The 12,854-nt window shown below is 64.0% G+C and carries 11 protein-coding genes; 8 read left to right on the forward strand and 3 right to left on the reverse strand.

Annotation, left to right across the window (positions count from 1 at the left end; translation table 11 throughout):
- The first annotated feature begins 164 nt into the window (after positions 1-164).
- Positions 165-1,679, forward strand: a complete 1,515-nt coding sequence (locus tag VM99_06890) for a threonine dehydratase (GenBank protein AKJ97800.1) — start codon at positions 165-167, stop codon at positions 1,677-1,679.
- 172 nt (positions 1,680-1,851) lie between these two features.
- Complete coding sequence (locus tag VM99_06895; GenBank protein AKJ97801.1) at positions 1,852-2,277, forward strand: membrane protein; 426 nt, start codon at positions 1,852-1,854, stop codon at positions 2,275-2,277.
- A gap of 103 nt (positions 2,278-2,380) precedes the next feature.
- On the opposite strand, the gene VM99_06900 is transcribed toward VM99_06895, so the two are convergent.
- Entirely contained in the window at positions 2,381-3,037 is a 657-nt protein-coding gene (locus tag VM99_06900; GenBank protein ID AKJ97802.1) for a phosphoserine phosphatase, read from the reverse strand.
- Positions 3,038-3,180: 143 nt separating this feature from the next.
- Between VM99_06900 and VM99_06905 the strand changes: the two genes are divergently transcribed.
- Positions 3,181-3,660, forward strand: coding sequence for an RNA pyrophosphohydrolase (locus VM99_06905; GenBank protein AKJ97803.1), 480 nt, complete (start codon positions 3,181-3,183; stop codon positions 3,658-3,660).
- A gap of 22 nt (positions 3,661-3,682) precedes the next feature.
- Positions 3,683-5,962 carry a phosphoenolpyruvate-protein phosphotransferase gene (locus VM99_06910; GenBank protein ID AKJ97804.1) on the forward strand — a complete coding sequence of 760 codons (2,280 nt, stop codon included), beginning with the start codon at positions 3,683-3,685 and terminating at the stop codon, positions 5,960-5,962.
- Between the two features lie 237 nt (positions 5,963-6,199).
- Here the strand turns inward: VM99_06910 and VM99_06915 are convergent, their stop codons facing one another.
- The gene (locus tag VM99_06915) at positions 6,200-6,952 is read right to left on the reverse strand and encodes a signal peptide protein (GenBank protein ID AKJ97805.1); all 753 of its coding nucleotides are present in this window, start codon (positions 6,950-6,952) and stop codon (positions 6,200-6,202) included.
- A gap of 263 nt (positions 6,953-7,215) precedes the next feature.
- Here VM99_06915 and VM99_06920 point away from each other — a divergent pair, with 263 nt between their 5' ends.
- The 3 genes from VM99_06920 (at position 7,216) to thyA (ending at position 9,898) form a co-directional block, all read left to right on the forward strand.
- A complete protein-coding gene (locus tag VM99_06920) occupies positions 7,216-7,998 on the forward strand; it encodes a membrane protein (protein AKK01708.1) in 783 nt (260 codons plus the stop codon).
- A 68-nt stretch (positions 7,999-8,066) separates the two neighbouring features.
- Positions 8,067-8,876 (forward strand): prolipoprotein diacylglyceryl transferase, encoded by an 810-nt coding sequence (locus VM99_06925; GenBank protein ID AKJ97806.1) that lies wholly within the window; start codon positions 8,067-8,069, stop codon positions 8,874-8,876.
- A gap of 50 nt (positions 8,877-8,926) precedes the next feature.
- Complete coding sequence (gene thyA, locus VM99_06930) at positions 8,927-9,898, forward strand: thymidylate synthase (protein AKJ97807.1); 972 nt, start codon at positions 8,927-8,929, stop codon at positions 9,896-9,898.
- A 143-nt stretch (positions 9,899-10,041) separates the two neighbouring features.
- Here the strand turns inward: thyA and VM99_06935 are convergent, their stop codons facing one another.
- Positions 10,042-10,488 (reverse strand): Cd(II)/Pb(II)-responsive transcriptional regulator, encoded by a 447-nt coding sequence (locus VM99_06935; protein AKJ97808.1) that lies wholly within the window; start codon positions 10,486-10,488, stop codon positions 10,042-10,044.
- Between the two features lie 86 nt (positions 10,489-10,574).
- Here VM99_06935 and VM99_06940 point away from each other — a divergent pair, with 86 nt between their 5' ends.
- Complete coding sequence (locus tag VM99_06940; protein AKJ97809.1) at positions 10,575-12,794, forward strand: ATPase P; 2,220 nt, start codon at positions 10,575-10,577, stop codon at positions 12,792-12,794.
- Positions 12,795-12,854: the final 60 nt, after the last annotated feature.

The raw sequence follows: 12,854 nt of genomic DNA on the forward strand, positions 1-12,854 counted from the left end.
TTGGGCCTGCTTCGCAGTCCAGCGGGAGCAAGCTCCCTCGCCACAGCAAGCGCCCTCGCCACAGGGGGCCTTGTACCTTGAAACCCTTTAATTCGTATGGTCGCCCGGCCAAAAGCCGGGTTAGACTCCTTGGCCCTGCCCAACCCGCCCAGTGATGCTTTCCGATGCTTGAACAGTACGTCAAAAAGATCCTCACCTCGCGCGTTTACGACGTTGCCGTAGAAACCCCACTGCAGACCGCTCGCCAGCTGTCCGAACGGCTGGGCAACGACATCTGGCTCAAGCGCGAAGACTTGCAGCCGGTGTTCTCGTTCAAGATTCGCGGGGCCTACAACAAGCTGACCCAACTCAGCGACGAAGAACGCGCCCGCGGCGTGGTCACGGCGTCGGCAGGCAACCACGCCCAGGGCCTCGCCCTGGCGGCCAAGGTGCTGGGCGTGAAGGCCACCATCGTGATGCCCAAGACCACCCCGGAAATCAAGGTCGAGGGCGTGCGCTCGCGTGGCGGCAAGGTGGTGCTGCACGGCGACTCGTTCCCTGAAGCCCTGGCCTACTCGCTGAAACTGGTCGACGAAAAGGGCTACGTCTACATCCACCCGTATGACGATCCCCATACCATTGCCGGGCAGGGCACGGTGGCGATGGAAATCCTGCGCCAGCACCCGGGGCGCCTGGATGCGATATTTGTCCCGGTGGGCGGTGGCGGGCTGATCGCCGGGATCGCCGCCTACGTGAAATACCTGCGCCCGGACATCAAGGTCATCGGCGTCGAGCCGGACGACTCCAATTGCCTGCAAGCGGCCCTGGCGGCGGGCGAGCGCGTGGTGCTGCCAACGGTGGGGCTGTTTGCCGACGGCGTCGCCGTGGCGCAGATCGGCCAGCACACCTTCGATATCTGCAAGCACTACGTGGATGAGGTGATCACCGTCAGCACCGACGAGATCTGCGCCGCGATCAAGGATATCTACGACGATACCCGCTCGATCACCGAACCTGCCGGCGCCTTGGGCGTGGCCGGGATCAAGAAGTACGTCGAAACGCGCGCCACCAGCGGCCAGACCCTCGTAGCCATCGACTCCGGCGCCAACGTCAACTTCGACCGCTTGCGCCACGTGGCCGAGCGCGCCGAACTGGGCGAAGGTCGCGAAGCGATCATCGCGGTGACCATCCCCGAGAAACCGGGCAGCTTCAAGGCCTTCTGCGAAGCCATCGGCAAGCGCCAGATCACCGAATTCAACTACCGCTACAACACCGGCAGCGAAGCCCACATCTTCGTTGGCGTGCAGACCCACCCGGAGAACGACCCGCGCACGGCGCTGATCGCCAGCCTGACCGCGCAAGGCTTCCCGGTGCTGGACCTGACCGACAACGAACTGGCCAAGTTGCACATCCGCCACATGGTGGGTGGCCACGCGGCCCATGTCATCGACGAAGTGGTGCTGCGCTTCGAGTTCCCGGAGCGCCCGGGCGCGCTGTTCAACTTCCTCAACAAGCTGGGCGGGCGCTGGAATATCTCGATGTTCCACTACCGCAACCACGGCGCGGCGGACGGCCGGGTGGTCGCGGGGCTACAGGTGCCACACGATGAACGCCATCTGGTGCCGGCGGCGCTGGAGGAAATCGGTTACCCGTACTGGGATGAAAGCGATAACCCGGCGTATCAACTGTTTCTGGGGTGAATCCCGCGGTTTGGACTGGGGACTGGGTGGACCTGTGGCGAGGGAGCTTGCTCCCGCTTGAGTGCGAAGCGCTCACTGCTTTTTTGGGGCCGCTTCGCGACCCAGCGGGAGCAAGCTCCCTCGCCACAGAGGGGTCTAAGCTGTGCTGGACAAGTCATAAGGAAATCGAACCATGGAAACCTTGACCATCCTGAAAGTCGCTCACGTCATTGCCACGGTACTGCTGCTGGCAGGCGTCCTGGGCCTGGCTATCTGGGTCTGGCGGACACGCCGTAACGGCGATGCCACGGCTGCGGCGCGCACGCTGCAACGCCCTCGACTGTTTGTCTGGCTGGTGATGGGCCTGTCCCTGGCGAGCCTGCCGTTTACCGGCTGGTGGATGGTGCATCAGGTCGGCTGGCCACTGGGGCAGACCTGGCTGCTGGCTTCCAGCGTGCTCTACACCCTGGCGGCGCTGGCGGGGTTCTGGTTGGTGGTGCGGCTGAACAAAATGCGCAAGGCGCCGGGAGGTAGCGGGAAGTTTACCTTTGCCTTGGCGCTGTTCAGTGTTGTCTGCTTTATCGCCATTGCGGGGTTGATGGGGGCCAAGCCGGTTTAATATCTGGGACCGGATTGGCTTCATCGCGAGCAAGCTCGCTCCCACAGGGGGTTGCGTCGATCACACAACCTCTGTGGGAGCGAGCTTGCTCGCGATAGCGGTTTCAGCCGCGCAGGCTGATTACCGGCCAGCCCCGCTTCTGCGCCTCGGCCCGCAAGTTCGGGTCCGGGTCCACGGCCACCGGGTGCGTCACCGCCTCCAGCAACGGCAAGTCATTCATCGAGTCGCTGTAGAAATAGCTGTCCTCAAGCGAATGCCCGGTTTCTTCCAGCCAGCGGTTCAGCCGGGTCACCTTGCCTTCGCGAAAGCACGGGATGTCGGTGCTGCGGCCGCTGTAGCGCCCGTCGACCATCTCGCATTCGGTGGCGATCAGGGTCTCGACCCCCAGGCGCTCGGCAATCGGGGCGGTGACGAAACGGTTGGTGGCGGTGATGATCACCAGCTTGTCGCCGGCATCGCGGTGTTTTTTCAACAGGTCGAGGGCCTGGGGCAACACGATCGGCTCGATGCAATCGCGCATGTAGTCCAGATGCCACTGGGCCAGCACGTCCATCTCGGTACGGCCGAGGATTTCCAGGCAAAAATTCAGGTACTCGGCGTTGTCCAGCTTGCCGGCCAGGTAATCCTGGTAGAACGCGTCGTTGCGCGCCTTGTAGGAGACGGCGTCGAGAAAGCCGCGCTCACACAGGTAATCGCCCCACGCGTGGTCGCTGTCGCCGCCCAGCAAGGTGTTGTCCAAGTCGAATAAAGCCAGCCGCATTGCAGTTACTCGCTGAAAAATCTGAAGAAAGGCGTCCAGAATACGGACTTTTCACAAGAGTGCACATAAGGTAGGCCGGCGCGTTGCTGCTTTCACAACCTTTGTGGAACAATGCGGCGACATGCGTTTGCGAGGTTGTTGCCGTGATCGACCCCGATGGTTTCCGCCCCAATGTGGGGATCATTCTGACGAATGATGCAGGGCAGGTGCTATGGGCTCGCCGTATCAATCAAGACGCCTGGCAGTTTCCCCAGGGCGGGATCAACCCCCAGGAGACGCCGGAAGAGGCCTTGTACCGCGAGTTGAACGAAGAAGTGGGGCTTGAGCGAGAAGATGTCGAAATACTCGCCTGCACCCGCGGCTGGTTGCGCTATCGTTTGCCGCAACGCCTGGTCCGCACGCACAGCCAACCGCTGTGCATCGGCCAGAAACAGAAATGGTTTCTCCTGCGCCTGATCTCCAACGAGCAGCGGGTGCGGATGGATTTGACCGGTAAACCGGAGTTCGATGGCTGGCGCTGGGTCAGCTATTGGTATCCGTTGGGCCAGGTGGTGACATTCAAGCGCGAGGTGTATCGACGCGCTCTCAAAGAGCTTGCCCCGCGCCTGCTGACGCGCGACTGACGACGGAGTTCGACCCCGAGCCATGCTCAATACGCTGCGCAAGATCGTCCAGGAAGTTAACTCCGCCAAGGATCTCAAGGCGGCGTTGGGGATTATTGTATTGCGCGTCAAAGAGGCCATGGGCAGCCAGGTCTGCTCGGTCTACCTGCTGGACCCCGAGACCAACCGTTTCGTGCTGATGGCCACCGAGGGCTTGAACAAGCGCTCGATCGGCAAGGTCAGCATGGCGCCCAATGAAGGTCTGGTCGGCCTGGTCGGCACGCGCGAAGAACCCCTGAACCTCGAGAACGCCGCGGACCACCCGCGCTACCGCTACTTCGCCGAAACCGGCGAAGAGCGTTACGCCTCGTTCCTCGGCGCACCGATCATTCACCACCGCCGCGTCGTCGGCGTGCTGGTCATCCAGCAAAAGGAGCGCCGCCAGTTCGACGAAGGTGAAGAAGCCTTCCTCGTGACGATGAGCGCGCAACTGGCCGGGGTCATCGCCCACGCCGAGGCCACCGGCTCGATCAGCGGCCTGGGTCGCCAGGGCAAGGGCATCCAGGAAGCCAAGTTCGTCGGCGTGCCGGGTTCACCGGGAGCGGCCGTGGGTACCGCGGTGGTCATGCTGCCGCCGGCCGACCTCGACGTGGTGCCGGACAAGACCATCACCGACATCGACGCCGAGCTGGGGCTGTTCAAGACCGCCATCGAAGGCGTGCGCGCCGACATGCGCGCCCTCTCGGCCAAACTGGCGACGCAACTGCGCCCCGAAGAGCGCGCGCTGTTCGACGTCTACCTGATGATGCTCGACGACGCCTCCCTGGGCAGCGAAGTGACCACGGTCATCAAGACTGGCCAGTGGGCCCAGGGCGCGTTGCGCCAGGTGGTGACCGACCACGTCAACCGTTTCGAACTGATGGACGACGCCTACCTGCGCGAGCGCGCCTCCGACGTCAAGGACCTCGGCCGCCGGCTGCTGGCCTACCTGCAGCAGGAACGCCAGCAGACCCTGGTCTACCCCGACAACACCATCCTGGTCAGCGAGGAGCTGACCCCGGCCATGCTCGGCGAAGTGCCCGAAGGCAAGCTGGCGGGGCTGGTGTCGGTGCTGGGTTCGGGCAACTCCCACGTGGCGATCCTGGCCCGGGCCATGGGCATCCCGACGGTGATGGGCCTGGTGGACCTGCCGTACTCCAAGGTCGACGGCATCCAGATGATCGTCGACGGCTACCACGGCGAGGTCTACACCAACCCCAGCGACGTGCTGCGCAAGCAGTTCGCCGATGTGGTGGAAGAAGAAAAACAACTGGCCCTGGGCCTGGATGCGCTGCGGGACCTGCCTTGCGTGACGCTGGACGGCCATCGCATGCCGCTGTGGGTCAACACCGGCCTGCTGGCCGACGTGGCCCGGGCGCAGAAGCGCGGCGCCGAGGGCGTAGGCCTGTACCGCACCGAAGTGCCATTCATGATCAACCAGCGCTTCCCCAGCGAGAAGGAACAGCTGGCGATCTACCGTGAACAACTGGCCGCCTTCCATCCGCAGCCGGTGACCATGCGCAGCCTGGACATTGGCGGCGACAAATCCCTGTCTTACTTCCCGATCAAGGAAGACAACCCGTTCCTCGGCTGGCGCGGCATCCGCGTGACCCTCGACCACCCGGAAATCTTCCTGGTCCAGGCACGCGCCATGCTCAAGGCCAGCGAAGGCCTGAACAACCTGCGCATCCTGTTGCCGATGATCTCCGGCACCCACGAGCTGGAAGAAGCCCTGCACCTGATTCACCGGGCCTGGGGCGAAGTACGCGACGAAGGCACCGACGTACCGATGCCGCCGGTGGGCGTGATGATCGAGATCCCGGCAGCGGTGTACCAGACCAAGGAACTGGCGCGCCAGGTGGACTTCCTGTCGGTGGGCTCCAACGACCTGACGCAATACCTGCTGGCCGTGGACCGCAACAACCCACGGGTGGCCGACCTGTACGACTATCTGCACCCCGCCGTGCTGCAAGCGTTGCAGACCGTGGTGCGCGACGCCCATGCCGAAGGCAAGCCGGTGAGCATCTGCGGCGAAATGGCCGGCGACCCGGCAGCCGCCGTCCTGTTGATGGCGATGGGTTTTGACAGCCTGTCGATGAACGCCACCAACTTGCCGAAAGTGAAGTGGATGCTGCGCCAGATCAACCTCAGCAAGGCCCAGGAACTGCTGGCGGAAGTCATGACCATCGACAACCCGCAAGTGATCCACAGCTCCCTGCAACTGGCGCTGAAGAACCTCGGGTTGGCGCGGATGATCAATCCGGCTTCGAACAAGACGCTCTAGGTTCTGTTTGAAAGTCTTGAGACGAAGTGAGGCGGTTTTTAACGCAGCATCACCGAGTATCAAGGCTTTTCGGGCAGAGCCTAGTCGCCGCATCTGTGGCGAGGGAGCTTGCTCCCGCTCGGCTGCGAAGCAGTCGCAAGCTCCCCCTGACACTGTTCTTATCGATATCCCCGCAATCGGGAGTGCCTTGCACTCCAGCGGGAGCAAGCTCCCTCGCCACGGGTTGACGCTACCCCTTCAGGCTCGCACCTCCACCTCCACCTCCCCCAAATGCCCCCCATGGGGCCCGAAGCTGCGTTCGACCAGGTGCCGTGTCCCATCGGCATGGACGATCAACGCCGTGCTCGCTCGCGTCCCGTAGGCGGGGCTGGCAATGAAGACACTCGACAACAGCCGCTCGGTCGCCAGGCCCACGCCGGTGTCCGGCAAATCGGCCACCGGGGCCGGCTCCGGGTCGTTGAGCAGTGCCAGCAAGGCCTGGGGATGCGGGTCATCCAGCACCTCGGCGAGCGCGGCCCGGGCCTTGAGAAGCTTGGGCCAGGGCGTGTTCAGCCCGGCGTTCGACACCCCGTAAAGGCCCTCCGCCAGGCATTGCGGACGGGCGTCGCGAGCGTTGAAGTGCCAGAGCTCAGCGCCGTCGCCAAGCAACAGGTTGAACCCGCCATACTCGCCGGCACGGGGCACGACTTCGCTGAAATAATCGGCAATCGACAGGCTCCCGCCCAAAAAGCGCGCCACCAGCTCTCCCCGCGACTTGAAGGCCGGGCCCTGGCCCGGGTCGCGGATGTTGGTCAGGGCGGCGAAGCGACCGTCGGCGCCGATGCCCAGCCAGGTGCCACCGGCCTCCAGATCACGACCGGCATGGACATGGGGTGCATCCGGCCACTGAGCCAGGGGCAAGGTCGGCCGGGCGTAGAATTCATCGCGGTTGGCCGCCACGATCAACGGCCAAGCGTGGCCAGGTCGCCAGGCAAATACGATCAGGCACATCAGGTAGTCCCCAGCCAGTTAGACGGATTTAGCGAAGACCCGTGGCGAGGGAGCTTGCTCCCGCTGGAGGGCGCAGCACTCCCCGGCGATTTTTGGGCTACTGCGTAGCCCAACGGGAGCAAGCTCCCTCGCCACAAAAGCGATCGGTGTTCGAACCCACTCTACCCACACATCGCCCTCGCATCCATCGCCTTCAGTGGAGCCCGGGGCCATGGATCCGTTACCATGCCGCTCTTGTTTCGGGGATGGCTGGGGAGACGCTGGTGGAATTTGTGCTCTATCTGCTGCTCGGCGCCTGCGCCGGTGTGCTGGCCGGGCTGTTCGGCGTGGGCGGCGGGATGATCATCGTTCCCGTCCTGGTGTTCAGTTTCACCTTGCAGGGTTTCGACCCGCAGGTCCTGACCCACCTGGCCGTGGGCACCTCCCTGGCGTCGATCATCTTCACCTCGGTCAATGCCGTGCGCGAGCACCAGCGCAAGGGCGCGGTGCGCTGGCCGATCTTCGCCTGGATGACCGTCGGGATCCTGGTCGGGGCTGGCGTCGGAGCGGTCACCGCCGAGGCGATTTCCGGCCCGAACCTGCAAAAGATCATCGGCGTGTTCGCCATGGTCGTCGCGCTGCAACTGGCCCTGGACTTCAAGCCCAAGGCCAGCCGCACGGTGCCGGGCAAGGCCGGCCTGACCCTGGCCGGCACGGTGATCGGCTGGGCGTCGGCGATTTTCGGCATCGGCGGCGGTTCGCTGACCGTACCGTTCCTGACCTGGCGCAGCGTGCCGATGCAGCAGGCGGTGGCGACGTCATCGGCCTGTGGCCTGCCGATTGCCCTGGCCAGTGCTTTAAGTTTCATGATTTTGGGCTGGCACGATCCGCTGCTCCCAGCCCATAGTCTCGGTTTTGTGTATTTGCCGGCGTTGTTGGGCATCGCCCTGACCAGCATGGTCTTCGCCCGCTTCGGCGCGCGACTGGCCCATCGCCTGTCGCCGCGCTTGCTCAAACGGCTGTTCGCCGCTTTGCTGTTCTGCGTGGGCGCAAGTTTCCTGCTCTGACGCAATCCTGGCTTAATCCCGAGGTGGCAGCGTCGCCCGGGTATTTTTGACGTTTACGAGGAATATCAATGCTGCCTTACCCGCAGATCGATCCGGTGGCCCTGGCCATCGGCCCGCTGAAAATCCACTGGTACGGCCTGATGTACCTGGTCGGCATCGGCGGCGCCTGGCTGTTGGCGTCGCGCCGGCTCAACCGCTTCGACCCGACCTGGAACAAGGAAAAACTCTCCGACCTGGTGTTCTGGCTGTCCATGGGGGTGATTGTCGGCGGGCGCCTGGGCTACGTGCTGTTCTACGACCTGAGCGCCTACCTGGCCAACCCGACGCTGATCTTCGAGGTCTGGAAGGGCGGCATGTCGTTCCACGGTGGCTTCATCGGCGTGATGCTCGCGGCGGTGTGGTTCGGCAAGCGCAACAACAAGTCGTTTTTCGAGCTGATGGACTTCGTCGCGCCGATGGTGCCGATCGGCCTGGGCGCCGGGCGCATCGGCAACTTCATCAACGCCGAATTGTGGGGCAAGCCGACCGACGTGCCGTGGGCGATGGTCTTCCCGCCGTTCAGCGACCCGGCGCAGTTGCCGCGCCACCCGTCGCAGTTGTACCAGTTCGCCCTCGAAGGCGTGGCGCTGTTCCTGATTCTCTGGCTGTTCTCGCGCAAGCCGCGGCCGACCATGGCCGTGTCGGGCATGTTCGCGCTGTTCTACGGGATCTTCCGCTTCATCGTCGAGTTCGTCCGTGTACCGGACGCCCAGCTCGGCTACCTGGCGTGGAACTGGCTGACCATGGGCCAGGTGCTGTGCCTGCCGATGATCGTCGGTGGCCTGGTGCTGATCTGGCTGGCTTATCATCGTGCGCCGGCTGCGGCGGCCAAGGCTTAAAAAATTCGAACCCCGGGGCCCGGCCTCGGGTTCAAGGACACAGGTAACCCATGAAGCAATATCTCGATCTGGTGGCCCACGTCATCAAGAACGGCACCAAGCAAGCCAACCGCACGGGCGTGAACACCATCAGTTTCCCCGGTGCGATGCTGCGCTATGACCTCAAGGACGGTTTCCCGGCCATCACCACTCGCAAGATGGCGTTCAAGTCGGCCATCGGCGAGATGTGCGGGTTCCTGCGCGGCGTCAACAATGCTGCCGAATTCCGGGCGTTGGGCTGCAAGGTCTGGGACCAGAACGCCAATGAAAACGCCCAATGGCTGGCCAACCCATTCCGCCAGGGCGAAGACGACCTGGGCGAGATCTATGGCGTGCAATGGCGCAAGTGGCCGGCCTACAAGCAGATCCCGGTGACCAACCGGGCGGCCATCGAGCAGACCCTGGCCCAGGGCTACCGGCAGATCGCCGAAGGCGAAGAGAACGGCCAGGCCTACGTGGTGCTGTACAAAGCCATCGACCAGGTCCGCCAGTGCGTCGACACCATCATCAAGGACCCGGGCAGCCGGCGCATTCTGTTCCACGGCTGGAACTGCGCCCAGCTCGATGAGATGGCCCTGCCGCCGTGCCATCTGCTCTATCAGTTCCACCCGAACGTAGAGACCAAGGAAATCTCCCTGACCCTCTACATCCGCTCCAACGACCTGGGGCTGGGCACGCCGTTCAACCTCACCGAGGGCGCCGCGCTGCTGAGCCTGATCGGCCGCCTGACCGGCTATACCCCGCGTTGGTTCACCTATTTCATCGGCGACGCGCACGTCTACGAAAACCACCTGGACATGCTCAACGAACAGCTCACCCGCGAGCCGTTCCCGATGCCGAGGCTGGTGATTTCCGAGCGCGTGCCGGAGTTCGCCAAGACCGGCGTGTACCAGCCGGAGTGGCTGGAGCTCGTGGAGCCGGGCGACTTCAGCCTCGAAGGCTACCAGCACCATGCGCCGATGACCGCGCCGATGGCGGTCTGACTCCCCACGCATCTCCCTGTGGGAGCGAGCTTGCTCGCGATGAGGCCATTACATTCAACATCGATGTTGACTGATTGGCCGCTATCGCGAGCAAGCTCGCTCCCACAAGATGTTTTCTGTGTATTCGAGACGGGTGACAGGCTTCAATGCCCATGACTGCGCCCCACATGCGAAGGCTCCGTCTCCGGCACCACCGCTCCGCTGACCTCCAGCCGCTGCAAAATCCCACATTGCTCCAGGTCCGGCCCTTCGCCACAGCGATGGCGCAGGTCGATCAGTTGCGCCTGCAAGGCCAGCAGGCCATCGATGCGCGCCTTGACGTGGTGGATGTGCTCATCGATCAGGGCATTGACGCTTTCGCATTGGTCCTGGGGGCTGTCGCGCAGGGTCAGCAGGCTACGGATTTCCTCCAGGGTCATGTCCAGGGTGCGGCAGTTGCGGATGAACGTCAGCCGCTCGGCATGGGCCTGGGTATAGACGCGGTAGTTGCCGTCGCTGCGGGCCGGCTCCGGCAACAGGCCTTCGCGTTCGTAGTAGCGGATGGTTTCGACCTGGCAGTCGGTGATTTTCGCCAGTTCGCCAATCTTCATGGCGGTGTCTCCCAAATAGGTGCTTGACCCTATAGTGGCTACAGGGTCTTTACTGTGCAACAGGCACTTTTCATGGACGTCACCCGATGAGCGATTCCCTTCACATCCACAAGCCCAACCATGGCCATGACCACGGGCATTCCTGCTGCGCCTCGAAAGCGGCACCGTCGGTGGTCAACCTCGGCCACGCACCGACAGACGGCGCACGGCTGAGCAGCTTTCGCATCGAGGCGATGGACTGCCCCACCGAACAGACGCTGATCCAGAACAAGCTCGGCAAGCTTGAAGGCGTGCAGCAGCTGGAATTCAACCTGATTAACCGCGTGCTGGGCGTCACCCATGACTTGCCCGACGACGCACCGATCATCCGCGCGATCCAGTCCCTGGGCATGCAGGCCGAGCCGCTGACACCGGGTCAGGAGAAACCTGCCAACCCACAACCCGCCCCCGCCAAGCCCTGGTGGCCGCTGGCGTTGTCCGGCGTCACGGCCCTGGGCGCCGAGGTGATCCATTTCACCAATGCCGCACCCACCTGGGTGGTGGCCGTGGTGGCGCTGGTGTCGATCCTCAGCGGCGGCCTTGGCACCTACAAAAAAGGCTGGATCGCCCTGAAGAACCGCAACCTGAACATCAACGCGCTGATGAGCATCGCCGTGACCGGCGCCGTGCTGATCGGCCAATGGCCGGAAGCGGCAATGGTGATGTTCCTGTTCACCGTGGCCGAACTGATCGAGGCCAAATCCCTGGACCGGGCGCGCAACGCCATCAGCGGCCTGATGCAGATGGCCCCGGAACAGGCCACCGTGCAACAGCCCGACGGTAGCTGGCAGGTGCAGGAGGTCAAGGCCATCGCCCTGGGCGCGCGGGTCCGGGTTCGCCCCGGCGAGCGCGTCGCCCTGGACGGAGACGTGGTAGCCGGGCGCTCGACCATCGACCAGGCACCGATCACCGGCGAAAGCCTGCCGGTGGAGAAAACCGTCGGCGACAAGGTGTTTGCCGGCACCATCAACCAGGCCGGCGAGCTGGAGTACACCGTCACCGCCGCGGCGGACCAGTCCACCCTGGCGCGCATTATCCACGCCGTGGAACAGGCCCAGGGTTCGCGGGCACCCACTCAGCGTTTCGTCGATCAATTTTCAACCTATTACACCCCGGTGGTATTCGCCCTGGCCCTCGCCGTGGCCGTCATCCCGCCGCTGTTCATGGACGCGGCGTGGTTCGACTGGATCTACCGGGCGCTGGTGCTGCTGGTGGTAGCTTGCCCTTGTGCGCTGGTGATCTCCACGCCGGTGACCATCGTCAGCGGCCTGGCGGCAGCGGCGCGCCGAGGTATCCTGGTCAAGGGCGGTGTGTACCTGGAGGGTGGCTACAAACTCGACTACCTGGCCTTGGACAAGACCGGCACGATTACCCACGGCAAACCGGTGCAGACCGACTGCGTGGTGCTGGACCCCACCGTGGAAACCACCGCCCCGGCCTTGGCCGCGAGCCTGGCCGCCCGTTCCGACCACCCGGTGTCGCGCGCCATCGCCGAGGCGGCGACGGACAAGCAACGGGCGGCGCAGCCTGTGGATAACTTCCAAGCCCTGGCGGGACGAGGGGTGCGTGGCGACATCAACGGCCAGACCTACCACCTGGGCAATCATCGCCTGGTGGAAGACCTGGGCCTGTGCTCACCGGCGCTGGAGGAGCAACTCTTCGCCCTGGAAAAACAAGGCAAGTCGGTGGTGCTGTTGCTCGATGCCAAGGGCCCCCTGGCGCTGTTCGCCGTGGCCGACACCGTGAAGGAGTCCAGCCGCGAAGCCATCCGGCAATTGCATGAGCTGGGCATCAAGACCCTGATGCTCACCGGCGACAACGTTCACACCGCAGAAGCGATTGCGACCCAGGTGGGCATGGACCAGGCCCGGGGCGACCTGTTGCCGAACGACAAGCTGCAAGCCATCGAAGCGCTGTACGCCAAGGGGCACCGGGTGGGCATGGTGGGTGACGGCATCAACGACGCGCCGGCCCTGGCTCGCGCGGAAATCGGCTTCGCCATGGCAGCGGCCGGGACCGACACGGCCATCGAAACCGCCGACGTCGCCCTGATGGACGACGACCTGCGCAAGATCCCGGCCTTCATCCGCCTGTCGCGGCAAACCTCCAGCATCCTGAAACAGAACATCGCCTTGGCGCTGGTCATCAAGGCGATTTTCCTCGGCGTGACCTTCGCCGGCCTCGCCACCATGTGGATGGCGGTTTTCGCCGACATGGGGGTGAGCTTGCTGGTGGTGTTCAATGGGTTGCGGTTGTTGCGTAAGTAAAGGTCACGGTTGGCTGGGTGGACGCCTTCGCGGGTAAACCCGCTCCCACAGGGGACGCGG

The organism is Pseudomonas chlororaphis, from assembly GCA_001023535.1.
In the GTDB taxonomy this organism is placed as follows: Bacteria; Pseudomonadota; Gammaproteobacteria; order Pseudomonadales; family Pseudomonadaceae; genus Aquipseudomonas; species Aquipseudomonas chlororaphis_E.

Bases quoted from the DNA above. Each gene is read 5' to 3' on its own strand.
- VM99_06940 (AKJ97809.1), top strand. From the start codon at position 10,575: ATGAGCGATTCCCTTCACATCCACAAGCCCAACCATGGCCATGACCAC.
- VM99_06925 (AKJ97806.1), top strand. From the start codon at position 8,067: ATGCTGCCTTACCCGCAGATCGATCCGGTGGCCCTGGCCATCGGCCCG.
- thyA (AKJ97807.1), top strand. From the start codon at position 8,927: ATGAAGCAATATCTCGATCTGGTGGCCCACGTCATCAAGAACGGCACC.
- VM99_06900 (AKJ97802.1), bottom strand. From the start codon at position 3,037: ATGCGGCTGGCTTTATTCGACTTGGACAACACCTTGCTGGGCGGCGAC.
- VM99_06895 (AKJ97801.1), top strand. From the start codon at position 1,852: ATGGAAACCTTGACCATCCTGAAAGTCGCTCACGTCATTGCCACGGTA.
- VM99_06910 (AKJ97804.1), top strand. From the start codon at position 3,683: ATGCTCAATACGCTGCGCAAGATCGTCCAGGAAGTTAACTCCGCCAAG.
- VM99_06890 (AKJ97800.1), top strand. From the start codon at position 165: ATGCTTGAACAGTACGTCAAAAAGATCCTCACCTCGCGCGTTTACGAC.
- VM99_06915 (AKJ97805.1), bottom strand. From the start codon at position 6,952: ATGTGCCTGATCGTATTTGCCTGGCGACCTGGCCACGCTTGGCCGTTG.
- VM99_06935 (AKJ97808.1), bottom strand. From the start codon at position 10,488: ATGAAGATTGGCGAACTGGCGAAAATCACCGACTGCCAGGTCGAAACC.